The following is a 25598-nucleotide window of genomic DNA, read 5'->3' as shown; positions in this document are numbered from 1 at the left end:
CTAATCATTTAATCCCTTACCCTCAAGGATTTGCGGGATGAATTTTTCAATTCGGGATACGCGGGTTTTGGATTGTTTGGCTTGAGAAAAATGATAAATATATGCGTTTTGCCGTCCAGGCGTTAGGGCTTCAAAAGCAGTTTTTAAGCCAGGAAGTTCAGCGAATTTAGTCTGAAGCTCTTCAGGAATGAGGTAATCCTCTTTCTTTTTTAATTCGACTTCCAAACCCGCCTTTTCAACTTCTATGGCATTTTGAATGTAGGCTTTCAGAACAGCTTCCATTTCAACGATTTGTTGCACATTCGTAAACCGAATCTGGCGCGCTGCCTGCACATTTTCTGTTTGTTGAATTAGAATCCCATTGGGATCCTGTAACAAGGCACCTTTGTGAAAGAGAAGCGCACAATATTCTTTAAATCCATGAATTAATACTATGTTTTTATCATCAAATGTGTAACATGGATGCATCCACTTATAATCTTCGGTCAGCCCGCAATCAAGCACGATCGTTCTCAACTGCTCATATTCTTCCCGCCATTGTTTCGCTTTACTTAAAAATTTATCAACCCTAGGATTCAATACATTATTTGTCATAAAAAACACCCATCTTCATCATATTTTCAATACAATTTTACTTTTTTTATGGAATGTACAGTCGTAATCTTCTGGGAATGGGCAACCTATGTTGTCTCCCGTTCGATCAGTTGGAACGATAGGGGCTGCAGCTCCATATCCAGTCCAAGCAGGGTTGGAGCCAGCAGAAGAAAGGCGTTCTCCGCCTGTCCTGCAATCGGATTCCGAACAGTGGTAATTCCGAGTGTCTGTGACAGCTCCGAATTATCAAAACCAATGATGGCTAGATCACGGGGCACCTCCAGCTGCTGTCTACGTGCTTCGCTCAGAACGCCCACCGCCACCAAATCATTGGAGCACAGAATGGCATCCGGCTGATCGGGTTGTCCAATTAGGGTTCGCACCAATTGCTCTCCGTCACGGATTCCATAAATCGTGGAGTAATACCATTTCTCAACAATGGGAAGATTATATTTGGTCATGATTTGCTCATAAGCTAGTCGTCTACTCTGGGTATTTATGCTGCTTGGGCGGCCAAAAGCATTAGCGATACGCGTATAACCCCGCTCTATCAAATGCTCTAGAGCGAGTGCATATCCGTCATATTGGTTCATGGCAACTGACGGTATTTCAGGATGGTCCATGCGTTGCCAAGACACAATCGGGCCGTATTTGCAGTAGGAAGTTATGACATTTTTATCGTTAACAGCGGTCAGAATAAGCAGGGCGTCGACTCTTTTTTGTTTGAGATCCTCGAAGGCCTGAAGTTCCTTTTGCTTATCTCCACCGGTGGTATAAATAATCGTCTGGTATCCGTAACGGCCGGAAATTTCGACGAAGCTGTTCATGAAGCACAAAATAAGCTCGTTGAGGTCTAAGGTAATCATGCCGATTTGCTGGGTTTGGCCTTTGGATAAAGATATGGCATTCCGATTGGGAACATAGTCCGTCTCTTTCATAATGGCGAGAATTTTCTCCCTAGTTTCCTTGCTGACATGGGGAGAATCGTTCAGGACTCGGGATACCGTAGCTTTGGAAAAGCCCGACAGCTTAGCAATTTCGTCAAGTGTGGACATCGGCTTATCTCCTTTGCAAGATTAATCCTTGACATGTAACGCGTTCCAAGGTTTAGGATTCGGATTAGAGCAGTAAACCTATACTATCACAATAGCAAAGGCGGGAAGAAATATGAACTTACAATTTCCAGAAGGATTCCTATGGGGTGGGGCTGTAGCCGCTAACCAGCTTGAAGGGGCGTATCAGGATGATGGCAAAGGCTGGTCTACCCAAGATGTCATGCCGCATGGCATTAAGTCTGCGCCTACAGAAGTTCCTACCGACGATAACATGAAGTTAATTGGTATCGATTTCTATCACCGATATAAAGAAGATATTAAGCTGTTTGCGGAAATGGGCTTTAAAGTATTCCGGACGTCTATTGCCTGGTCACGGATTTTTCCGAAAGGGGACGAGCTGGAGCCGAATGAACAAGGCTTGCAGTTCTACGACGACCTGTTCGACGAGTGTCATAAATACGGCATTGAACCGCTAGTTACGATCTCCCATTATGAGACCCCGCTGCATTTGGCACGAGAGTATGATGGATGGGTTAACCGTAAGATGGTGGAATTTTACGAGCGTTATGTGAGAACGATCTTTAATCGTTACAAGAATAAGGTTAAATACTGGCTGACCTTCAACGAGATCAATTCTATCCTAGAGTTCCCATTTATGAGTGGCGGAATCAATACTCCATTGGAGAAATTGAGTAAGCAGGATCTGTATCAGGCCATTCACCATGAGTTCATTGCAAGTGCTTTGGCGGTGAAGATCGGCCATGAGATCAATCCTGATTTCAAAATAGGCTGCATGGTGCTGAGCATGCCAATTTATCCGCTCACTCCGCATCCGGACGATTTGATCAAGGCGATGCAAAGTGATCACAAAAATATGTTTTTTGCGGATGTTCATAGCAGAGGTTATTATCCAGGATATATGAAACGGTTCTTTAAGGAAAATGGAATTCACATTCATTTCGAGTCAGGGGACGAAGAAATTCTGAAGCATACCGTGGATTTCATATCGTTCAGTTACTATATGAGCACATGTGAAACAGCCGATCCGGAGAAACAGATCAGAGGAGAAGGAAACCTGCTGGGTGGGGTACCGAATCCGTATCTGGAAGCGAGCGAATGGGGTTGGCAGATCGATCCGCAGGGCTTGCGTTATGTGATGAATATATTCTATGACCGATACCAAAAACCGCTGTTTATCGTGGAAAATGGCCTTGGCGCCGTCGATCAGCTGGTTGTAGACGGGAACGGTGAGAAGATCGTAAACGACGATTACCGGATCAATTATTTGCGAGATCATTTGGTTCAAGTAGCAGAAGCTATTGCTGATGGCGTGGAAGTTATGGGATACACAAGCTGGGGCTGCATCGACTTGGTTAGCGCAACAAGCGCCGAGCTGAAGAAACGTTATGGTTTCATTTATGTAGATCGTCATGATGATGGTTCAGGTACACTGGAGAGATACCGTAAGAAGTCCTTCCACTGGTACAAAGAAGTAATTGAATCCAACGGACAAAGCCTGTTCTAATAAAAAAAGTCCTGATAATCGAGTTATTCTTGATCTATCAGGGCCTTTTTTTGTTATCCAATATTATACAGACACTGGTTTATTGTTGACATCATTAATTGAACATGTTAATTTGTAAATATTAAATTAATCGGATATCAGGATTGCTACTGCATAGCAGGCAAAACCTAAGTTTCATTTATGATTACGGGGATAATCTCACTCGTACATAGATGTGATTTAGGTTTTTTTGTGTTCCCTGATATCCGTGATTAATTGATCTGTTACAGAGGGGTGTATAAAAATGAGTTATGAACAGCTAAGTAAAGACATTATTCAATCTGTCGGTGGGGAGAAAAATATTAACAATGTGATTCATTGTGCCACGCGACTAAGATTCACACTTAACGATGAGCAAAAAGCTGATAAAGAAAATTTGGAGAAAATGAAAGGGATTATTGGGGTCGTTAGCAAAGGGGGACAGTTTCAAGTTATAGTGGGTACCCATGTTGCTGATGTGTATAAAGAAATTGCCAAATCCATATCCCCTAACAGTGACTCTGGCGAGAACAAGGTAAAGAAACCTATAGGGACTTTGATTTTTGATGTTATTTCTAGAAGCTTTTCGCCTCTGATTGGTGCTTTAGCAGGTGCGGGTATGTTGAAAGCGCTATTAACCGTACTTGCTTCGTTACATGTTCTAAGTGCGGATAGCGAAACTTACAAAGTATTAGCCGGCGCTAGTAATGCCGTGTTTTATTTTCTACCCATTTTCTTAGGGATTACGTTATCGATTAGGCTGGGTGTGAATGCTTATGTGGGTGGTAGTATCGGTGCGGCCTTACTTGAGCCTAATATTACGGGATTAGCAAGTGTTGAATCTCCACATTTTTTAGGTATTCCTTTAGTAATTTCGGACTATTCATCAAGCGTGTTTCCGATTTTTATCGCCATCTGTATATACGCTTTATTGGATAAGCAGCTAAGAAAGTTTATACACAAGGATTTGCAGATGTTCTTAGTCCCTATGATATGTTTGATTGTGATTGTGCCGTTAACTATTTTAGCGTTCGGACCGTTTGGCGTGAATGTAGGGAATTTAATTGGAGACGCTATTTTGTTCCTCAGTACGAAAAGCGGTATTGTTACGGGAGCAATTGTGGGAATAGCTTGGACGTATTTGACTGTACTCGGATTGCACTGGGGACTTGTGCCAATTATTCTTGAGAATATTGCTAAGGGTGGAGATCCGATATATGCAATGGCCGGCATGGCCATCTTCGCTCAGCTGGGTGTAGCGTTGGGGATCTTCCTGAAAACAAAGGACAATCAGTTGAAAACATTGGCCGGCAGTACATTTATACCAGGCGCGCTTTCCGGTGTAACAGAACCTATTATTTACGGATTGCTGACTCGTTACAAACGAACTTTCATTTATGTAACCATTGCCGGCGGAGTAGGTGGAGCACTTAGTGGTCTTTTCAAAGTGAAGATGGAAGTCTTCGCATTTGTCAGCGTATTAAGTCTTCCTGCATTCTCTCCGCTGGCCGTTCAAGCGATTATAGCAGGAGTGACCATTGTATTGGCTATGGTAATTACCATGGTATTTGGTTATGAAGATAAAAAGAAAGTGAATATTGTAGAAGAAAAAACGAATACTGAAAAAAGCGAGGTTATCCTCCCTCACGCCGTTAAAAGTTCAACCGTTGTAAGCCCTCTGGCTGGTAACGTAATCCCGTTAACCTCAGTAGATGATGCTGCCTTTGCTTCAGAAGCAATGGGCAAGGGGATTGCAATTGAACCCACAGAAGGTAAGCTTTATTCACCGGTAAGTGGAGTTGTATCCACTATTTTCAGAACAGGTCATTGTATTGCGGTAGTATCGGATGAGGGTGTTGAGGTCTTGATTCATATCGGTATAGAAACCGTGAAGCTAAAAGGTAAATACTTTGATGTGAAAGTGCAAGAAGGAGCAACAGTTAAACAGGGTGATCTATTGATTGAGTTTGATTTTGAACAAATAAAAAATGAAGGTTATCAATGCACAACGCCGATAATTATTACCAATACGGCTAATTATAGTGATGTGATTGGTACCAATAAAACAGCTATTACACCGGGTGAAGATCTGCTGACTGTTGTAGTGTGATCTATTGAAGAGTCATAAGGTATGAATGGAATCGATCTCTTAGTACTGCTACTTAGAGATCGATTTTTTATTATAGAATACTATAAAAAAGTGCTAGCTTCGTAAAAATGAAAAGGTAAGGAGCTGTAATATGCGGATCGAAAAAGTGTTAAACAACAATGTTGTTACTGTCATAGATGACCAAAATTTTGAACTAGTAGTCATGGGAAGAGGACTGGCCTTTAAGAAAAAACGTGGAGACTTTTTAGAAGAAGATAAAATTGAAAAGATATTCACTTTAAGCAATCAAAAACTTTCAGATAAGCTAAAAACGCTGCTTTCCGAGATTCCAATCGAGCACATGGAGCTCTCAGAAGAGATTATCAACTTCGCCAAACTGCAGCTCGGTAAAATGCTGGATGACAGTATTTATGTTAGTCTGACAGATCATATCAGTTTTGCGCTGGAGAGATTCTCAAAAGGGATGAAGATTAAAAACGCCATGCTTTGGGAAATCAAAAAATTCTATAAAGAAGAATATGAGGTTGGGAAAGCTGCGCTTCAAATTATACATTCCAAGCTCGGAGTCAGACTTCCCGAAGATGAGGCCGGACATATTGCGCTCCATCTGGTGAATGCAGAACTAAATGAAGAGATGCCTAACATGGTGAATATCACCAAGATCATGAACGACATCCTAAATATCGTGAAGCGCCATTTCAGGCTAGAGTACGATGAGGAGTCCCTTGCTTATTACCGTTTTATCACTCATTTGAAATTTTTTGCACAACGTCTCATCAACGGTACTCCACCTCCTGATAATGAGAATGGCCTATTTATTTTGGTAAAGCAGCAGTATAAGGAAGCTTTCGCAAGCGTTGAGAAAATTAAAATCTATATTGATAAAACATATAATCGGGAGTTAACAAATGATGAAATGCTGTATCTGACCATACACATTGAAAGAATTACAAACCAGATCATGGAGTAGGGACGGTTAAGCCTTAAATTTTAACTTTGACTTTCGGGAGAATCGCGTATAAGATTACTAATATGTTTTCTGTGATAATCATTATCAATAGATTGATAACGGTTATCATGGAATCAACTTCGAACGTTGAATCCAGGGGGATAAAGCAAATGCACAAAAGGTTAATTAGTTTATTTATGGTTATTGCTATTATATTGGTCGTATCAGGCTGTGGTACTAACCAAAAGAACAATTCAACATCGAACGCGGGAGCAACTGATAAACCAGCTGCTGAAAACGCGGGCAGTGAATCTACAAGCGGTCCTATTGTTTTAAAGGATTCTAAAGGTGAGATTACGCTGGACAAACCTGCGCAAAGAGTTGTGGTATTGGAATGGACCTTTACGGAGGATGTTATTGCACTGGGAGTGCAGCCAGTAGGTAACGCAGATAACGAAAACTATAAGCTGTATGTGACTTCTGAAGCACCACTTGATGCAAACGTGACTGATGTTGGTTCCCGTGACGAGCCAGATCTGGAGACAATTGCTTCATTAAAGCCTGATCTGATTATTGCCAATACGGGTGGGCATGAAGGAATTTATGATCAACTTAAAAGTATCGCTCCAACATTGATTTTCGGCTTGTATCCGAATGAAGGAGAAGGTAATCAGTACACACTGATGGAAGATACTTTCAAAACGATTGCAGCGGCAGTAGGTAAAACAGCAGAAGCCGATAAGGTTCTTGCTGATTTGGATGCACATTATGCAGATGCAAAAGCAAAGCTGGCTGATGCAGGCAAAGAAGGCTTGAACTATGTACTGACACAAGCATACAGCTACCAGAATGCAGCAACGATGCGTCTTTTTACAGATAATTCACTTGCGGTACAAACTTTGGATCGGATCGGTCTGAAAAACGACTGGAAACCCGAAAATTTCGAAGTTTACGGATTCAGTACCTCTACAGTTGAGGCATTGCCTGCGGTTCAGGATACAAATCTGATCTATATCGTCCAAGAGGATGATAATATTTTCACGAAAGAACTGAAGGATAATTCCGTTTGGAATGGCCTTAACTTTGTAAAAGAGAATCGCACCTTCGGATTGAGCAGTACTACTTGGGTGTTCGGCGGTCCGATCTCCTCCAAAGTTATCGTGGATGAAGTTGTAAATACATTAACGAAATGAGTGCGGTTATGAACGAAAAGAGTAGCAAAGAAGCCTCTATCGGCATGAACTGGCGGATCATTGGAATATTTGGGGGCGGCTTTGCCGTCCTCTTCATTCTGTTCGTTTTAAGTTTAGGCTTTGGGGAAGCCAAGATCCCTGCAGCTACTGTAATAGATGGTTTGCTGAATCGCCAAGATATAATGGAACATAATCTGCTCTGGGATATCCGCATGCCACGTACAGTTATTGGTCTGCTGGCCGGGGCTGCTCTGGCTGTGGCTGGGGCATTATTGCAAACTATAACGAAGAACCCGCTTGCTTCCTCAGATACACTTGGGATTAATGCCGGGGCATACTTTATGGTCGTGCTTGGTATGGTAGCTTTTCCTGCTTTGCAGCATGAGTTTCCATTTTTGTTGGCAGTTGCAGGGGGACTGCTTGCTGCTTTAGCCGCTTATTTATTGAGTGGAGGCAAGGCGGCCACACCTGTTCGGCTGGCTTTGTCAGGTATGATCGTCTCCATGGTGCTCGGAGCGTTTACATCGGCCATACATATTTTTAAAAGAACAGAAACACAAAATCTGTTTTTATGGGGTTCAGGTTCCCTAATCCAGTTGGATTGGGACGGTGTTATATATGCCTGGCCTTTTGTCGTAGTGCTGCTATTGGCAGCGATATTTGCCGGCAGACAATTTGATGCGCTGGAGCTCGATGAGTCAACCGCTCGTTCACTTGGACAGCGAGTAGGGTTAATTCGGGCGACGGGGCTTGGCCTATCGGTATTAATGGCTGCGGTTGTAGTCAGCGTGGTCGGCCCGATTGGCTTCGTCGGCTTAGTGGCTCCCCATCTTGTCCGGCTTAGTGGAATTCGCAAGCATCGCCTGCTCATTCCTGCAAGCGCGTTGTGGGGAGCCTTGCTCATCACGGCAGCGGATACGCTAGCGCGTGTAGTGCGAAGCAGTGTGGGAGAAATGCCTGTTGGTGCAGTTATGGCGATTATTGGAGCCCCGTGGCTCATTTGGCTGGTACTCACCAAGATGAAAAATATATCGGGCTCAGGCGCTGGCCAATCATCGATGAGTATCGGTGGGGCGGGACTGCGTCTGCGCTTTGTGCCGACGGCTATAGTTATGACTGTGCTGCTGATTGCTATTATCCTGGTAAGCTTATCGTTTGGGGGAACAAAAATACCGATCAGCGAATTGCTGAGCAGTCTGTTCCATAGGGGGGATCAATCCTATTCCGTCCTGCTGAATTTACGGCTTCCCCGTACACTCGTAGCGGCTGCAGGAGGGATCGCACTTGCAATCAGTGGTGTACTGATTCAAAGCGCTGTTCGAAATCCACTGGCAGATGCTTCTATTATTGGTGTGACCTCAGGGGCTGGCTTTGGTGCTTTGGCCGTAATGACCGTTTGGCCAGCATTGACGGTATTTGCAGTTCCGCTTGCCGCAATCGTGGGTGGGGCACTGGCTGCAGCTTTTGTCTTTTTTATGGCCTGGCGCAGGTCCTTGAATCCATCGGTTCTGATCTTGCTTGGAATCGCAGTTTCTGCTATTGCCTCTGCCGGAATCCAGGTCATGATCGTCAAAGGAAGTTTATGGAGCAGTAGCTCCTTAATTTGGTTAACGGGTTCGACTTATGGACGAAGCTGGAATCAATTTTACATCCTATTTGCATTCCTGCTTGTACTTGTTCCGATTGCATACTATTTGGGCCGAAAATGCGATTTGTTGGCATTTGGTGACGAGAGTTCAACAGGATTGGGCTTGCCGGTTCGAGGAACGCGGCTTTGGGCTATGATTATCGGCGTTTTGCTTGCCTCGGGAGCCGTTGCAAGTGTGGGAACAATTGGCTTTCTCGGACTCATGGCGCCGCATGCGGTGCGTATGATGATTGGTCATCATACGAGACGCTCGATTGTTTTGTCAGGATTACTTGGCGGCTTGATGCTCGTCATTGCCGATACGCTCGGAAGAACCATAATGGCGCCGAAAGAAATCCCTTCAGGCCTTATTATTATGCTGATTGGGGCTCCGTATTTCTTGTTTCTAATGTACCGGTCACAGGTTAGAAAAGTGTAGATTTTGTTATAAGAAAAAATCAGGGGGTGCCCCAGCAGCCGTAAAATGGCTGCTGGGGCACCCCCTGATTAATTAGAGCTTACTCCATCTAGAACGCCTCAAACATCGTTTCATTCGTTTAAGATTTCCCTCCCTTACGCTACAGCTATCGGACACAGATGACCTTAAACGCAGTTTTATTTCGCATTTGAAGTGACAACGGACCGCATAGTCGCTATTGGCATGAAAAGCACCCGATTTGCCCTTCTTCCTATGAAATAACCTCATTGGAGTCCGAAACCAAGCTCCAAAGGCTAAAAATGCGCATATAACGTCATCTGAGTCCGTAGGCCTCAACGAATGATGACAATTTATTGGTGCAGGCCACCAACGCCCATAAACAAAAAGCAGCGATTCTCCCATACCGGGGAAAGCTGCTTTTTTAATTGGATATTATCGATTTGTGAACAATTATTTAACTATTATTCTTAATTTTGTATATTTCCATTTGCTAGTTTATACTTTAATCTTATGCTGTAGAATTTTGGAAATAAGGAGTGGGATTATGTGAGGCTCTTCGACAGAAAAGGTGTACAAGACGACAGCAAAACTATTAACAACTCTGGCGAATTAAGAATCAACATTTTTTTCTTTAGCACTTTTATTATTTTTTGTGTGATTATCCTACGCCTTGCGGTCTTGCAATTTGTCGAAGGACCTACGTTATCTGAAGCTGAGGCTAATCGGGATACGAAAATAGTGGCATTATCGGCATTGAGAGGGAATATCCTCGCTGCTGATGGTGAGAAATTGGCATACTCAACGCCCGTTCAATCTTTGTACCTTACTTTGGATAAGGAATATACCGCAACAAAAACAGATAAAACTACGAAAAAAGTTACCTTAACTGCTGAGGCAAATAATAAATCAAAGGCGCTCGCCAGCAAGTTAGCAGAAGCCTTCGAAACTTATGGTGATCCTAATGAGAAAAAACTAACCACAGAAGAGATCCTTGAGTCTATGGATTTATATTCAAAAAAACTCTCTGGTTATGTAGCACGAAGAATTAAATCAGGTTTAACTAAGAAAGAAATCGCTTATTTTTTAGAACACAAAAACGAATATCCAAACCTTGAAGTGATAGAGGAAAGTAGCAGGCATTATGATACCGATACGGTGGCTGTACAAGCTGTTGGTTACGTGAAATTTTTTAAATCCTCTACTAGTTTAGATCTTTATAAGGATGTACTTCAGGCGATGAAAAATAATCAGAACCCTGGACTTAACTATAAAGAGGATGAGCTAGTAGGCTTTGATGGCTTGGAGCTGCAATACCAGAAGGAGCTTCGGGGACAGAATGGTTATAAGGAAGTTTCCGTAGATCCGCAGAATATGGCGGAAAAAATTGTCAGTATTGAACCCCCGGTCAAAGGAAGCACTATCTGGACTACCCTTAATAAAAAAATTCAGCTGAAGACCGAAGAAGCCATTAAAGATCAGATTCAGTGGTTGCATTCACACACCGTTCAGGGAGAAACACATCCTGATGCTTTAACAGGTTACGCTGTAGCCATGGAAGTGGATACAGGTAATGTTATTGCTATGGCAAGTATGCCTGACTATGATACCAACAGCTGGGCTACGGGTTCGATCTCTCCAGAGGTGTATAAAAAAATTGAAAAGCATTACCAAAATGGAACGATAACTCCATATTCATCAGGAAGATCAGGGCATAATTTTGAATCCACCGTGCTGCTTGGTTCGACCATAAAACCATTGAGTGTGTTAATTGGCTTAAAAGAGGGCTTTATAAGTACTTCTTCTACTTACCAAGATAAGGGGATCACCTCATTTGGTAGGGAAGGACATGAGACTAATGTAAGGAACTCATCCAATCATGTATACGGCTCTTTGTATCCTTATACAGCCATTGAAAAATCTTCAAACGTATATATGGTTGATATGATCGGGAAAAAATTGTATGACAAATACAAGTCTAAGGGCATTGGGGTATGGGACACATATATGAAAGAATTCGGTCTAGGTGTTCCAACAGGGATAGGTTTACCAAGGGAATACTTGGGTGATTTGAATTATAAAGCTGAAGCTAAAGCGGGTTCAGTTCAGTCGGCACTTGTTTATGCTTCTTTTGGGCAGCAGGGACGTTATACCGTTCTTCAGTTGGCGCAATATGCGGCTACACTAGCCAATGAAGGGCAACGAATCAAACCACAGCTAGTAAGCAAGATCACGGACTCCAAAGGTAAAGTTATCAAAGAATTCAAACGGGAAGTGCTTGATGAAGTGACTACTTTCGATAAATCCTATTGGCGGGAGATAAAGAAAGGGATGAACAGTGACGTTAAAAGTGCCTTCGGTGATTTCCCCTATGATTTTGCGCGTAAAACAGGAACTTCACAACAGACGGATAGTAAAAACATAAACCGTGATAACGGAGTGTTTATAGCTTTTGCACCACGTGAAAATCCAAAACTTGCTGTAGCTGTAGTTATTCCTGAAGGCGGATTTGGATCTAGCAGTGCAGCACCTGTAGCGAGAAAAATTTTTGATGCTTATGATTGGGAGTACGGATTGGATGGAATTCCGAAGAAAAATGTGGATAAAAGTATCAGCGAATAACACAAAGGAGAGAGCGCACACTGCGCTTTCTTTTTCTTTTTACAGAGCGGTTTATGGCAGATCGAAGGAACGGGTTCAAGATTAAAATATTGTAACCATAATGCGTGAAACTTTTATCCTAGTAGGAGCGTCAAAAGGTTAGGAAAAAAATGTATTCGTCATTCCAGGAGGGTGAATCTGTGAAGAAGTTATGGATTTCTATTTTAGTGGGCTTATTAGTTTTGCCGATGATGTTTCAATCTTCAGTGAAAGCTGCTACTGCGCCCATCAGTATTTTTATTGACGGGGTTCGATTGTCCACAGATCAAGCACCGGTGATGGTAAATGGACGGACGATGGTACCCCTACGGGCAATCTTTGAAGCCTTTAATGCCACCATCAAGTGGAATCAGAAAACACAAACTGTAACTGCAACTAAAGATGATACAACGATTATGTTAAAGATTGGCTCAAAGACAGCCACGATTAACAATAAAGCTGTAACTCTAGATGTGCCGGGTCAGAATTTGAAAGGAAGAACGATGGTTCCTACACGGTTTGTAAGTGAGTCATTGGGTCATGATGTGGGTTGGAATCCAAGTACCAAAGTGGTGACCATAACGACTTCCGGCGGTAAAACTGGAACTGTAAATCCGGCATCGAATGTACAGTTAAAGGATGTAAGTGATAACGGTGACGGCCGTGATCTCCAGGTCAGCTTCACCCAATCTTCTAATGAAGCTCTTGTGGATCATTACCGGGTAATGATTGTAAAGGCTTGGAGCGCTTTTAATATCTCATCTGCACAAAAGGTTACATCCGCCAATTATTCTACTGTTTTAGCTACAGGCACTAATCCTACGATTAGAATGACCGCAAATTCAAGGGATGTTGATGGTGACCTCATTAAAGGTAATCAAACCTATGTAGCTTATGTTTTCGCAGTGGGCAAAGGCAATAATACGAGTGCTCTTTCGTATAGTTCTGCGACTATATCGCTTAATACTAATACCGTAGTCGTAGCCCCAAGTAATGTACAAGTAAGTGATGTGAGCGATTATAGTGATGGCCGCGATTTAGCCGTAAGTTTTAATAAGGTATCGGATGAATCCAAGGTGAGTTCTTACCGGATATTTGTAGTCAAAGCTACTAATTATTCTTCTTTTAATTTGGCGGCAGCAAATGCTGTTAGCAGTTCAAATTACACACAGGTCAACAAAACAGGCTCCAATATCACCCAGATCTTATCGTCTGGAGCGAGGGATGTAGATGGTGCCCTCATTAAGACGGGAGTTGGTTACCGTGTGTTTGTTATGGGTGTAGATAGTGGCAGTAATACAGCCAATAATCTATTGTCTGCTGCTTCATCTGCGATTACGCTGTCCTCGGTCAATATCTCTAATTTAAGTGTAAGCGACGTTAGTGACTTTGGAGATGGCCGGGATTTAAAAGTATCTTTTAACCACGCTACAGATGAAACGTATATTAGCCAGTACCGAATTCTAGTTGTGCCTACAGCTTATTCCAACAACTTTAGTTTATTTGAGGCGAATAATGTCTCCAGCTCCTACTACACAACGGTGAGCACAACAGGATCTAGCACCAGTCAAGTGTTAGCCTCGTCAGCAAGAGACGTGCGTGGTAATTTGATTAAGAATGGAACACCTTACAGAGTGTATGTGTTAACGATTGGAAGCGGGAAGAATTTGGGCACCAACATTCTCTCAACGGAGTCAACATTAATTACGTTGGCTGTTGACTACAATGTGAGTGCTGTCTACAATTTGGATGTAAGCGACGTAAATGACTATGATGATGGCCGTGATTTAAGAGTATCCTTTGACCACGCTACGAATGAAACGTATATTAGCCAGTATCGAATCCTGGTTGTACCTACTTCCTATTACAACAGCTTCAGTTTATCTGACGCCAATAATGTGTACAGTTCCAACTACACAGCAGTGAGCACAACAGGATCCAGCACCAATCAAGTGTTAACCTCGTCATCAAGGGACGTGCGCGGTAACCTGATAAAGAGTGGAATCAATTACAGAGTATATGTATTAACCGTCGGAAGCGGGAATTACTCGGGCAGCAATGTTCTTTCTTCTGGTTCACCTTTAATTACGTTGAATGTAGATTACAAATTGGCTCCTATTTCGAGCTTGGATGTAAGGGACGTTAATGATTACGAAGACGGCCGGGATTTAAAAGTATACTTTAACCATGCCACGGATGAAACGTACATTAGCCAGTATCGAATCCTGATTGTACCTACTTCCTATTACAGCAGCTTTAGTTTAACCCAGGCAAATGCTGTTTCTAGCTCCAATTACACAGCGGTAGGCACTTCAGGAAATAACACCAGTCAAGTCTTGGATTCTTCAGCCAGAGACGTAAACGGAAATTTAATAAAGAGTGGAATCAGTTACAGAGTGTATGTGTTAACGATTGGCAGCGGCAAGTACTCAGGCACTAATGTGTTGTCCTCAGAGTCGAATGCCATAACTTTATCCACTAAGCTGCCGGTAACCTCTGTCACCAATGTAACGTACAGTGTGGATGAGGGTAAAATACTAGTAAGTTTCAACCGTTCCTCTAACGAGTCTAATATTTCGGAATATCGAATTCTGGTGGTTCCGTCTAAACAAGGTTTTGGTTCAGCGGAAGCAATTGAGGTGAAATCCTCGTATTATACGTCGATAACGCCTAACGGAACGAATCCTACAATTGTAGCCTCAAGAAGAGATGTTAATGGTGCATTAATTGTTAAGGGTGTTAAATATAAAGTATATGTTCTTGCGGTAGCCAATAATAATGGCGTGCAGAGTGGTGGTCTTTCGGATTCAACGGAAGAGATTGAAATATAAGGATAGGGAATAAAGGCATTATAATATAAGGCAAAAAAACCTTCATTGAGCACTAGGCTTGATGAAGCGTTTTTTTGCCTTGTTTTTTTGTTTTCTATTTTAATAAAAATAGGGTTGCGATTATACACATTTAAAACATTTGGTTTAACCTATTGGAAGCGCTATAATTGAAAATAATTACATGCTTAAGGAGTCTATCATGAAAAGAGGCAGGATATTCTACAAGATTTTTGTTCCTATTCTAGTGCTGGGAATTGGCCTGGTTATTAGCTTCGGTGGCTATATTTATCTGACGACGATTAATTCGGTAAATGAAAGAGTAGCGGATGATAAACAAAGTTTAATTACCCAAATTAAAAACACCCTGGAGCAGAAAATTCAGACCATCGAATACGCTTTTAATACTTACAGTACCACCAGTTCCTTCAGAGAGGTTGTGCAAAATCCTATCACGGAGCAGGATTTTGAGGAGTATCGTGAGATTAATTCCCAGCTTAACTACATTGCCAGTATGGGGATGGATTTTGTTAATTATTCTCTAATCAGTTTGGAGCAGAAATGGCAGATTACTAATGGGAAGCTTTCACATTTAACGGAAGAAGAGAGCAGGACACTTTATGAGAGCTATATCAATAACCGTAGCCGGGGTTTATTTTGGGTGAAGACGGATAAAGGCATCCGCTTTGTAAATACCCTGCCGGTATTCTCACAGACCAAACAGGCGATTGCCTTATCTGATATATCCCTTCAGACCTTGCAGAGCACCCTTCAGACCGAAGGAAACACACCGGTGTTTATTCTTAACCGGGAGGGTGAGCTTTTATATGAGTCGGAAACCGGGAAGTCCCTGCTGACTAGTAATCAGCTTAGCCATATTACTAATGTTGCCGGAGGCGGGGGGCAATTGGGGACGATTACTATGGAGCGGGCTGATCACCAATCGATAAAAGCTATTTATGCTAAATCTTCTTATAATAATTGGATTTACGTAACTCTTTTGGATAAATCTGAAATTTCAGATGCACTAAAGACAACCCGATTCGGGATAGTGATGATGGTACTGCTTATTACGTTGTTGATTGCGGTAGTCGCTTACGTTATCTCTTTGTATTTCACTAAGCCATTCCGGCAGATTCAGCGCCGATTATTGCCTGCCAATGCGGAGCTAGAGCCTAAGAATGAGGTAGACTGGATTATTAATTCGATTGATACCATCTTATCGGAGAAAGAAAGCCTAGAGGGTCTCATTGAGTCTGAAATGCCTAAGTTGGAAACTCAGTTTATTCTTAATCTGTTTCGTAGCCGGATATCCCAAGAAGAGCTGAATCAAGGTTTGCCTCGTTTCGGTTATGAGCTGTCACAGAATTCGGTGTATGCAACGCTGCTGATACAGCTGGATAACTATGGGGAACGGCAGGCTAGCGACAAGGACCTTTTGCTTGTGGCGGTCAACAAACTGGTGGAAGAGCTGATTCCGCAGGAGAAGCGAATGATTCCTATCCTATTAAATGACCGTACACAAGCGACAATCCTGATTTTTGAGGGAGCGAATGAACAGGAGAACCGGAGAATAGCACTGGACTATGCGAAGACAATTATTCGAACAGCTAGAGAGATCCTGAAACTATCCATTAGCGTTGGAATCAGCAATTTTTATGATAATTTATTGTTTAGTAGGGAAGCTTGCGAGATGAGTAAGCAGGCGCTGCATCATCGTTTAAATCTGGGCAAAGAGTCCATCATCTTCTATGAGGATATATCGAAGGTGATCTCGGGTCCAGTTCTATTGCATTATCCGTCTGAGTTTGAGTCCCAATTATTTGACGCGATTCGGATTGGAGATGAAGAACAAGTCTCTTGTTCTCTGTACCCATTACTCGGGGAAATGATGAAGCACAGTAAGAACCCTTTGAATTTCGAAGTCACATTAATACGTTTCGTCAACAATCTGATTCAGCTGGAGCAGCTGCTGGGTGTAGAGGTTCTGCTGACAGAGGACAATTCTACGTTGTATCACCGATTGTTAGACATCCGTAATCCGGAAGAGATCGAACGCATTTTGGTAAAAGAAGTTATCCATCCAATGGTGACCAGCGTTAAGGAGAAGACAGACCGTCAGTTCCGCCTCTTATCTGATAAAATTGCGGTGATTGTCCGCTCGGAATTTGATCAGGATTTAACGTTAGAATTAATCGGTGATCGCCTCCATTACAGTCCGAACTATTTAAGCAGTATTTTCAAAAAAGAGTACGGGATGACGTTTAGCGAGTATCTAATGAACTATCGCCTGGAAATGGCTAAGAAGTGGCTAGTAGAAACGGATATGACCATTAAAGAAATTGCAGAAAGGCTGCAGTACCATAATCCGCAGAACTTTATTCGATCCTTCCGTAAAAAAGAACATGTAACACCAGGTGCATACCGAACCCAGAAACAGGAGAAGTAAAGCGCTGAACACAAACAGCCAGCCCCGGGAGACCGGGCTGGCTGTTTGTGTAGCTGCAATGTTTTAGCCTTTTACAGAACCCAGCAGGGCTCCTTTGGTGAAGTGTTTTTGTACGAAAGGATAGGCGAGCAGCATTGGAACGGTTGCGACTACGATAACCGCCATTTTGATGGTTTGAGCAGGTGGGATAATATCAACAGAAGCATTATCTCCCTGCATCCCGCTGGCGACGATAACAATTTGGCGCAGCAGGACTTGAATAGGCCACTTAGTGGAGTCTGTCATATATAAAACTGCACTAATATAAGTGTTCCAGTAAGCTACCCCGTAGAACAAGGAGAGGGTCGCGATAGATGGCATCGCCAGCGGAAGCATGATTTTGAAAAATACACCAAAATCATTAGAACCGTCAATCTTCGCTGATTCCTCTAGCCCTTCCGGCAGCGCCTGGAAGAAGTTGCGCATAATGATCAGGTTAAAAGCATTGATCGCAACAGGCATAATCATGGACCAGTAGGAATCGATTAATCCGAAATATTTAACTACCAGGAAAGTAGGGATCATTCCCCCGCTGAAGAGCATGGAGAACACGATTACGAAATTGATGAAATCTCTTCCGTATAGATATTTTCTAGATAATCCATAAGCCATTAAAGAGGTAAGAACCATACTGACAACTGTACCCACTAAGGTTACACCGATGGATACGCCAAGCCCTTTAAAGATAGTAGGCGTTGACAGTATATAACGGTAAGCATCCAAAGAGAATGTCGTCGGGAACAGAATGAAGCTTTTTTCTACTACCTCTTGTGTTGAAGCAAAGGAACTGGCAAACACATTGACAAAGGGTAAAAGACAGGCTAGGGCAATGAGTGTAAGCAGTGTGGTATTTACAATAGTAAACAGCCGGCTACCCATAGTTTCTTTTTTAAAAGATGATTGCGACATGCAGATATCCTCCTTGTAATCGTTTCATTGAAACTTTAACAGGGGTCTGTTATTCCGTATATAATCATTAGCTTGGGCTTTGTTTTGGGAGGAAAAAGCGTGATAAGGGATAGATGATCTTTATGTATTGTAGTAATCACTATAAGATGCACGGGCCTGGAAAACCTTATAGCTGTAGGGTTCTTGGAGTATCAGTATCTGATGATTATATACGTAATGGACGAATGATCGTAATCTGGGAATCGTAAAGAAACGCGATCAAGGAGGCCGATCAGGTGAAAGAGGCAAACGTCACCATGCTGAACACGAAAGTTAATCCAGTAAGAAAAAAGCGAACGGGGCCTAGCTGGCTGAGTTTAAAAAGAAACAAGTTATTGTATCTAATGATTCTCCCGGGATTTTTGTATTTTGTTATTTTTAAGTACCTGCCTATGGGCGGTCTTATCATTGCATTTCAGGACTATCAGCCGTTTCTGGGTATAGCGGATAGTCCGTGGGTTGGGTTTAAGCATTTCGTCCGATTGTTTACAGAACCTACCTTCTTTATGCTATTGAGTAATACACTAATCTTGTTTGCATTAAACATTGTTATTTTCTTCCCGCTACCTATTATAGTGGCGCTAATGCTTAACGAAGTTCAGCACAAGTTATTTAAGAGCACCATTCAAACGATTATTTATATCCCCCATTTCATGTCATTGGTTATCATCGTATCCATTTCCTATGTCTTTTTGAATGTGGATGGAGGGGTGCTGAATGAGATGTTGGCGGCCTTTGGGATGCAGAAGATCAGCTTTTTGACTTCTCCCGAGTGGTTGCGTACCGTGTATATCGGACAGATCATTTGGAAAGAAATTGGTTGGTCAACCATTATTTATTTGGCAGCCATTACCGTAGTGGATACGCAGTTATATGAAGCAGCTGAGATGGATGGAGCGGCAAGATTGCGCAAAACATGGCATATCACCCTGCCGGCGATTCGTCCAATCATTATTACCTTGCTTATTCTGAAGATTGGCCACACGCTGGATTTGGGCTTTGAGCATATGTACTTGCTGATCAATTCCTTGAACCGCGAAGTTGGAGAAATTTTCGATACCTATATCTATACAGCTGGTTTAAAGAACGGACAATTGAGTTTCAGTACCACAGTAGGTCTGTTCAAGGGTGTGGTTGGCTTGATTCTCGTTATGCTGTCGAACAAGTTAGCCAAAAAAATCGGCGAAGATGGTGTTTACTAGGCTTCACAGTATGCTGAATTCTTACCTCTGCCTTAAGGGCAGAGGTGGAAGATACAACACAAATACATTAGTAAAAGGGGTAATGTTGATGAATCGCAATTACAAAAAAATTGCAGCCTTAATGTTGTGTAGCGGGTTAGTACTCACTGCATGCGGAGGAGGCAATAACGCGAAGGAGTCAAATTCTTCAAATGGGGGAACGGATTCAACGGCTAAAACAACTACTGCACCTGCAGATGTGCTAGATGCTAAAGCAAAGATTAGCTGGCTGAACATTTTACAAACGTCTACAACACCAACGGGTCCTATTTTGGACAAAATTGAAGAATTGACGAATACAGAGATTGAATTCTCATGGATTCCGGATCCTTCCAAAGAAGAACGTATTAATACTTCATTAGCATCGAATTCCCTAGCGGACATCGTTACCCTGACTATTCTTGATAACTCTTCTGTACGTAATGCACTGAAGGCCGGTATGTTCTGGGAAGTAAGTCCTTATCTTGATGAGTTCCCGAATTTGGCTAAAATTTCACAGGATACACGTACATCGGCATCGATTGCAGGTAAGCTGTACGGGGTTCCTTTCCAGAAGTCCTTGGCTAGAAACGGTGTTGTTCTCCGTAAAGATTGGCTGGATAAGCTTGGACTGCAGGTTCCAAAAACAACAGATGAGTTGATGGAAGTTGCGAAAGCGTTTACCGAAAAAGACCCTGATGGTAATGGCAAAAAGGATACCACAGGCTTCATGGACCGCAGCGATCTTGTATATGGAGCATTTAAGACATTGGGCTCATACTTTGGAACACCGAACTATTGGAGTGTAGATGATGCGGGTAAAATGACACCAGAGTTCGATACAGAGGCTTATGTCAAGACCATGGATTATATGAAGACTCTATATGATGGTGGTTATATCAATCAGGATTTCGCTGTGACGGCTAAAACAGATCAGCAGCAGAATTTTGCGCAAGGAAAGGCTGGAATTTATGTGGGTGCCTTGTTTGACAGCAAGAACCTGCTGAATCTGTCTAAAGGCATACAGGATGGTATGGATTTGGTTATGGTTAACGATATCACTTCCACTGGTAATGAAGCGGATCGCGCCATCTGGGCTGGTAATAACGGAATTGGGGGACTGCTGTCTTTCCCGAAATCCGAAGTCAAGGATGAAAATGAATTAAGACGGATCTTGAAATTTGTTAATGATCTTATGAATGAAGATGTCTATGGCTTGATGACTTATGGTATTAAGGATGTTCACTATACAATCGATGGAGAACAAGCGGTTACGATTAAGGATACAGATCTCTGGAAGCAAGAAGTTCAGCCATTTTCGGCATCTCGTCCATTAGAGAATGGATTCATTATCCATGATGCTGATCCACTCAAAGTTGAAGCTGATAAGCTGATCGTTGAGAATGCTAAATATGCTGTACTGAATCCTGCTTACTCTCTGGAATCCGAGACCTATTCTACTCAAGGATCTGAGTTACAGAAGATTATGACAGATGCCACTTATAAATATATCCTAGGCAAAATTGATTTGGACGGATTTAAAGCTGAGGTTGAAAAGTGGAAGAAATCCGGCGGCAGCAAAATCATTACTGAATATGAAGCTGCTTATAAAGCTGTAAATCCTTAAGAAGTACTACAGACTATATTCTAAGAAAATAGTAGAGGGGTCCTAAATGGGGAGGCTGCGTTTAGGACCATATCTATTCAAACAGGAGGAAAAAATGAAAGACAACAATGCACTTAGGAGTATGGGCTGGGGTGTTCGAATGGCAGATTCGATTATGGAGCGAACGCCAAGATTATATGAGGATAACGGATATCATGGAAAATGGTCTTATGATTATGGAGTCATCTTGAAGGGTTTTGAGCTGCTGTGGAGACAGACCGGGCAGGTTAAATATTATCAATTCATCAAAGATAATATGGATTATTTTATTGAGGAAGACGGCTCTGTGAAGGGATATCGCCTGAGCGAACATAATATTGATCACTTAAATAACGGAAAGATCCTATTTGTGCTCCATAAAGAAACTGGGTTAGCAAAATATAAAATGGCTGCAGATTTATTAAGAAAGCAGATAACAACGCATCCTCGAACCTCAGAAGGTGCGTTTTGGCATAAGAATGTATATCCTTATCAGATTTGGCTGGATGGCTTGTATATGGGCTCTCCTTTCTATCTGGAGTATTTACTTGAGTATGAAGGCGGCAAGGGTCTGGACGATGTGACCCGGCAATTTATTCTGTGCGAGCGTCATACCAAGGATGCTGAGACGGGTCTCCTGTTTCACGCATGGGATGAAAAGCGGGTACAGCCGTGGTGCGATCCTGAAACGGGGTTGTCTCCGAACTTTTGGGGGCGTTCGCTGGGCTGGTATGTGATGGCGCTAGTGGATGTACTCGGAATGCTCCCTAAGGAACACTCGGATTACGAGATCTTGGCACGTATTCTGACAGATACGCTGACAGCGCTTCGTCAGGTTCAGGATGCGGATGCTGGAGTCTGGTATCAGGTTGTAAACATGGGCGGCCGTGAAGGCAATTATTTGGAGGCTTCTGCCTCAAGTATGATCACCTATGCAATGGCTAAGGGCATTCGGATTGGTGTACTGGATGATAGTTGGTTCGAGACACTTGACCGTGCTTATCAAGGCCTTATTGCTGAATTTGTGCTGGAAACCAAAAATGGCTGGGTTAACCTGAATAAAAACTGCCAGGTCGCTGGACTCGGTGGTGAGGACCGGAGAGATGGTACTTACGCCTATTATATCAGTGAACCTATCGTAACCAATGATCAGAAGGGGCTTGGCGCATTCCTTCTGGCTTGCGGAGAATATGAATATTTGCAGCGTCCTGCCGCGACGAAAGGGAGCGAGTGAAGCGCATGTCTATCTACAATATAAATGATTACGGAGCACATCCTAATAGTGCAGAGCCTTCAACGGAAGCGATAGCCCGTGCCATTCATGCGGCAAGCGAGGCGGGGGGAGGAACAGTTTATGTTCCTTCCGGGCACTATCAGACAGGCGCTATCTTCATGAAAAGCAATATTGAGCTACAGCTTAGCCCTGGAGCTGAGCTTAGCTTCAGCTCTGATCCTAACGATTATCCGGTGGTGAGTTCCCGCTGGGAGGGCGTGAAACAGAACGTCCATGCTTCATGTATTTTTGGAATAAATCTAGAGAATGTATCGGTTACAGGTGCAGGCAAGCTGGATGGAAGGGGCGCACCTTGGTGGGATAAACATCGGAATTCTCCTGATTCACTGCTGTATCGCCGCCCGAAGCTTATCAGCTTCGACAACTGCCGTAGAGTCACGCTCAGAGATCTGACACTCGTGAACTCCCCAAGCTGGACTGTGAATCCTATCTGTTGCCATGATGTTACGATTGATAATCTGTCGATCTATAATCCGGCGGATTCGCCTAATACAGACGGCATTGACCCAGAGTCTTGTGTGAATGTCCGCATCAGCAACTGCAATATCGATGTGGGTGATGACTGCATCGCCATTAAAGCAGGGACGGAGGATACGAAGGAGCGGGTTGCCTGCGAGAATATCACGATAACTAACTGCACGATGATTCATGGTCATGGCGGTGTGGTGCTGGGAAGCGAAATGAGCGGAGATATCCGTAATATCGTGATCAGCAATTGCGTGTTCAAGCAGACGGACCGCGGCATTCGGCTGAAGTCCAGACGCGGGCGCGGAGGTGTTGTCGAAGATATTCGTGTCAGCAATATCGTGATGGAGGACGTGATCTGTCCGTTTATTCTTAATCTTTATTATTTCTGCGGACCACGTGGTAAGGACAAATATGTATGGGATAAGAATCCTTATCCGGTGACGGAGGAGACCCCCTGCTTCCGACGGATTCATTTTGCTAATATTACTGCTCGGAATGTTCACGCGGCTGCAGGTTTTCTTTACGGCCTTGCGGAGCAATACATTTCAGAAATTACCTTTTCCGATATTGATATTTCCATGGCAGAGAATGCAATCCCTGGTCGTCCAGCCATGATGTCAGGAATCCAGGATATGAACAACCGTGGGTTTTATCTGGGCAACGTAAGAGATATCCGCTTCCGCCAAGTGACGATCGAGAATCATGAAGGACCGGCTTTTTATATTGAAAATGGAGAAACGGTAGATATCACCGGCTGCCAATCGAGAAACACCCGTAAAGTGGAAGAATTAGTGCAGCAGGTAACCGTTATCCCGTCACAGGAAGATCTAAGTGAGCAGACAGACTGATAATTGACAGGATAGACCGCAGATTTGCTTAGGGTGAAGGGTGCGGATGTATGGAAATAGGAAGGAGTATGAAGATGATTACAGATAATATTCAGACTGGAGTTATTCACAATCCCATATTAAAAGGCTTCAATCCTGACCCTTGTATTGTAAGAGCGGGGGAGATGTACTATATTGCTGTTTCTTCTTTTGAATGGCTGCCCGGTGTGAGGGTGTATCAATCAGCGGACTTAGCAGACTGGGAGCATTGCACAGATATTCTGACTCATCAGGTAGATCTGCGGGGAAATCCGAAAAATTGCAGTATCTGGGCTCCACAGCTTAGTTATTATGACGGTTTGTTTTATCTGATTTATACCGATGTTAAGAGCACCAAACGGCCTTTTAAAGACTGTCATAACTATCTGATCACTGCGGAGGGTATTGAGGGACCTTGGTCTGAACCGGTATACCTAAACAGCAGCGGGTTCGATCCATCTCTGTACCATGATGAGGATGGGCGCAAATGGCTGCTGAATGAGCTGTGGGATTACCGGATTACGGAAGGCAATAAGTCCTGCGGGATTGTAATTCAGGAGTACGATCCAGAGCAGTGCCAATTAATAGGTGAACCTGTGAAAATCTTTGATTGCACGCCGCTGAAGAAGACGGAAGCGCCGCATATTTACAAGCGGGGAGGTTATTACTACTTAATTACAGCGGAAGGCGGTACTGGATCAGGGCATGCGGTAACCGTAGCGCGCTCCAAGGCGCTGCTTGGCCCGTATGAGGTGGATCCGCTCAATCCGATGTTGACCTCACGGGATAATCCCGAGCTGCCGCTTCAATGTGCCGGCCATGGAAGTCTGGTAGAGACACCAGAAGGTGAATGGTATATGGCCCATTTGTGTACGCGACCCCTGGAAGGCGAATACGCCATACTGGGGAGAGAGACTGCCGTTCAGCAGGTGCACTGGAATGAGGAGGGCTGGTTAAGACTAACCTCAGGCGGAAATACACCACAGCTCAAGGTACCAGCACCTAAAGGAACACAGTTCCTGAACCAAGTGCGGACGCTTGAATTCGAGGATGATTTTAATGGTCCGGAATTGAAAAAGAACTGGAATACACTGCGGATTCCTAGGAATGAAAGCTGGTGTTCCCTTGCTGAAAGACCGGGCTGGTTAAGAATCAGGGCCGGGGAGTCCGTGCAGAGTCTGTTTGAGCATCATATTCTGGCTATTCGCCAGACGGATATAAGCTTCCGCGCCGAAACAGCGCTTGAATATGAACCGAATACTTATCTGCAGATGGCAGGACTACTGTTATACCTGAATGAAGATAACTATCTTTATGCGTATATCAGCCATGAAGAAGGACGTGGCAAGGTGCTGCGGTTAATGCGCTGTCAGCGCGATGAATTCACTGCGGAGCCTGTAATGATTGAACTAAATGCAGGGGAGACAGTGCGGATCGCGGTTGAGGTGCAGGAAGTGACTGGGCAATTTGTTTATCTTAAGGGTGACGATACGGAGTGGAAGCCACTTGGCGATCCGCAGAATATCAGCTTTTTGTCGGGAGGCTTCACTGGGAATTTTGTTGGCATTGCGGCGCATGATATGCAGCAGTTCGGTGGCAGCAGTGCTGATTTCGCATATTTCCGTTATCAGGGCAAGGAATAATACACACGGCTTTACTAAGGAAGGGGTTGCTCTGAGGACAGGGCCCCCTTC

At 43.3% G+C, this 25598-nt stretch carries 16 protein-coding genes; 13 read left to right on the top strand and 3 right to left on the bottom strand.

Annotation, left to right across the window (positions count from 1 at the left end; translation table 11 throughout):
- Both MHB56_RS10165 and MHB56_RS10160 read right to left on the bottom strand, forming a co-directional pair.
- Window positions 1-594: a YdeI/OmpD-associated family protein gene (locus tag MHB56_RS10165; protein ID WP_076098816.1), complete on the bottom strand. Its 594-nt coding sequence runs from the start codon at window positions 592-594 to the stop codon at window positions 1-3.
- An 86-nt stretch (window positions 595-680) separates the two neighbouring features.
- Complete coding sequence (locus MHB56_RS10160; protein ID WP_076130318.1) at window positions 681-1649, bottom strand: LacI family DNA-binding transcriptional regulator; 969 nt, start codon at window positions 1647-1649, stop codon at window positions 681-683.
- Window positions 1650-1761: 112 nt separating this feature from the next.
- Here MHB56_RS10160 and MHB56_RS10155 point away from each other — a divergent pair, with 112 nt between their 5' ends.
- The 8 genes from MHB56_RS10155 to MHB56_RS10120 all read left to right on the top strand — a co-directional run bounded on the left by MHB56_RS10155 (window position 1762) and on the right by MHB56_RS10120 (window position 17424).
- Entirely contained in the window at window positions 1762-3174 is a 1413-nt protein-coding gene (locus MHB56_RS10155) for a glycoside hydrolase family 1 protein (protein ID WP_076130319.1), read from the top strand.
- A 283-nt stretch (window positions 3175-3457) separates the two neighbouring features.
- Window positions 3458-5302 (top strand): beta-glucoside-specific PTS transporter subunit IIABC, encoded by a 1845-nt coding sequence (locus MHB56_RS10150; RefSeq protein ID WP_341143547.1) that lies wholly within the window; start codon window positions 3458-3460, stop codon window positions 5300-5302.
- 130 nt (window positions 5303-5432) lie between these two features.
- Window positions 5433-6272 carry a BglG family transcription antiterminator LicT gene (gene licT / locus MHB56_RS10145; protein WP_076144575.1) on the top strand — a complete coding sequence of 280 codons (840 nt, stop codon included), beginning with the start codon at window positions 5433-5435 and terminating at the stop codon, window positions 6270-6272.
- A gap of 149 nt (window positions 6273-6421) precedes the next feature.
- Window positions 6422-7444: an ABC transporter substrate-binding protein gene (locus tag MHB56_RS10140; RefSeq protein ID WP_076130322.1), complete on the top strand. Its 1023-nt coding sequence runs from the start codon at window positions 6422-6424 to the stop codon at window positions 7442-7444.
- An 8-nt stretch (window positions 7445-7452) separates the two neighbouring features.
- On the top strand, window positions 7453-9510 hold the full coding sequence (locus tag MHB56_RS10135; RefSeq protein WP_341143546.1) for an iron ABC transporter permease: 2058 nt from the start codon (window positions 7453-7455) through the stop codon (window positions 9508-9510).
- Window positions 9511-10056: 546 nt separating this feature from the next.
- Complete coding sequence (locus MHB56_RS10130; protein ID WP_248549563.1) at window positions 10057-12129, top strand: peptidoglycan D,D-transpeptidase FtsI family protein; 2073 nt, start codon at window positions 10057-10059, stop codon at window positions 12127-12129.
- A gap of 179 nt (window positions 12130-12308) precedes the next feature.
- Window positions 12309-14978, top strand: coding sequence for a copper amine oxidase N-terminal domain-containing protein (locus MHB56_RS10125; protein WP_341143545.1), 2670 nt, complete (start codon window positions 12309-12311; stop codon window positions 14976-14978).
- 199 nt (window positions 14979-15177) lie between these two features.
- A complete protein-coding gene (locus tag MHB56_RS10120; protein ID WP_076302387.1) occupies window positions 15178-17424 on the top strand; it encodes an AraC family transcriptional regulator in 2247 nt (748 codons plus the stop codon).
- Between the two features lie 63 nt (window positions 17425-17487).
- On the opposite strand, the gene MHB56_RS10115 is transcribed toward MHB56_RS10120, so the two are convergent.
- On the bottom strand, window positions 17488-18372 hold the full coding sequence (locus MHB56_RS10115) for a carbohydrate ABC transporter permease (protein ID WP_076302388.1): 885 nt from the start codon (window positions 18370-18372) through the stop codon (window positions 17488-17490).
- 383 nt (window positions 18373-18755) lie between these two features.
- On the opposite strand from MHB56_RS10115, the gene MHB56_RS10110 reads away from it, so the two are divergent.
- The 5 genes from MHB56_RS10110 (at window position 18756) to MHB56_RS10090 (ending at window position 25547) form a co-directional block, all read left to right on the top strand.
- Window positions 18756-19613 carry an ABC transporter permease gene (locus MHB56_RS10110; RefSeq protein ID WP_370510695.1) on the top strand — a complete coding sequence of 286 codons (858 nt, stop codon included), beginning with the start codon at window positions 18756-18758 and terminating at the stop codon, window positions 19611-19613.
- Window positions 19614-19701: 88 nt separating this feature from the next.
- Window positions 19702-21258 (top strand): extracellular solute-binding protein, encoded by a 1557-nt coding sequence (locus MHB56_RS10105; protein ID WP_341143544.1) that lies wholly within the window; start codon window positions 19702-19704, stop codon window positions 21256-21258.
- Window positions 21259-21352: 94 nt separating this feature from the next.
- Window positions 21353-22510 carry a glycoside hydrolase family 88/105 protein gene (locus tag MHB56_RS10100; protein WP_076302389.1) on the top strand — a complete coding sequence of 386 codons (1158 nt, stop codon included), beginning with the start codon at window positions 21353-21355 and terminating at the stop codon, window positions 22508-22510.
- 5 nt (window positions 22511-22515) lie between these two features.
- On the top strand, window positions 22516-23886 hold the full coding sequence (locus tag MHB56_RS10095) for a glycoside hydrolase family 28 protein (RefSeq protein ID WP_076302390.1): 1371 nt from the start codon (window positions 22516-22518) through the stop codon (window positions 23884-23886).
- A 74-nt stretch (window positions 23887-23960) separates the two neighbouring features.
- The gene (locus MHB56_RS10090; RefSeq protein ID WP_076280130.1) at window positions 23961-25547 is read left to right on the top strand and encodes a glycoside hydrolase family 43 protein; all 1587 of its coding nucleotides are present in this window, start codon (window positions 23961-23963) and stop codon (window positions 25545-25547) included.
- Window positions 25548-25598: the final 51 nt, after the last annotated feature.

It is taken from the genome of Paenibacillus sp. FSL H8-0315 (assembly GCF_038005365.1).
GTDB lineage: Bacteria > Bacillota > Bacilli > Paenibacillales > Paenibacillaceae > Paenibacillus_AQ > Paenibacillus_AQ odorifer.
This window is presented reverse-complemented; position numbering and strand designations above follow the sequence as displayed.

What these genes read in the sequence shown, in the direction of transcription:
- MHB56_RS10100 (WP_076302389.1), top strand. Translation starts at nt 21,353, where the DNA reads ATGAAAGACAACAATGCACTTAGGAGTATGGGCTGGGGTGTTCGAATG.
- MHB56_RS10140 (WP_076130322.1), top strand. Translation starts at nt 6,422, where the DNA reads ATGCACAAAAGGTTAATTAGTTTATTTATGGTTATTGCTATTATATTG.
- MHB56_RS10115 (WP_076302388.1), bottom strand. Translation starts at nt 18,372, where the DNA reads ATGTCGCAATCATCTTTTAAAAAAGAAACTATGGGTAGCCGGCTGTTT.
- MHB56_RS10150 (WP_341143547.1), top strand. Translation starts at nt 3,458, where the DNA reads ATGAGTTATGAACAGCTAAGTAAAGACATTATTCAATCTGTCGGTGGG.
- MHB56_RS10090 (WP_076280130.1), top strand. Translation starts at nt 23,961, where the DNA reads ATGATTACAGATAATATTCAGACTGGAGTTATTCACAATCCCATATTA.
- MHB56_RS10135 (WP_341143546.1), top strand. Translation starts at nt 7,453, where the DNA reads ATGAACGAAAAGAGTAGCAAAGAAGCCTCTATCGGCATGAACTGGCGG.
- MHB56_RS10095 (WP_076302390.1), top strand. Translation starts at nt 22,516, where the DNA reads ATGTCTATCTACAATATAAATGATTACGGAGCACATCCTAATAGTGCA.
- MHB56_RS10110 (WP_370510695.1), top strand. Translation starts at nt 18,756, where the DNA reads ATGATTCTCCCGGGATTTTTGTATTTTGTTATTTTTAAGTACCTGCCT.
- licT (WP_076144575.1), top strand. Translation starts at nt 5,433, where the DNA reads ATGCGGATCGAAAAAGTGTTAAACAACAATGTTGTTACTGTCATAGAT.
- MHB56_RS10160 (WP_076130318.1), bottom strand. Translation starts at nt 1,649, where the DNA reads ATGTCCACACTTGACGAAATTGCTAAGCTGTCGGGCTTTTCCAAAGCT.
- MHB56_RS10155 (WP_076130319.1), top strand. Translation starts at nt 1,762, where the DNA reads ATGAACTTACAATTTCCAGAAGGATTCCTATGGGGTGGGGCTGTAGCC.
- MHB56_RS10120 (WP_076302387.1), top strand. Translation starts at nt 15,178, where the DNA reads ATGAAAAGAGGCAGGATATTCTACAAGATTTTTGTTCCTATTCTAGTG.
- MHB56_RS10165 (WP_076098816.1), bottom strand. Translation starts at nt 594, where the DNA reads ATGACAAATAATGTATTGAATCCTAGGGTTGATAAATTTTTAAGTAAA.
- MHB56_RS10105 (WP_341143544.1), top strand. Translation starts at nt 19,702, where the DNA reads ATGAATCGCAATTACAAAAAAATTGCAGCCTTAATGTTGTGTAGCGGG.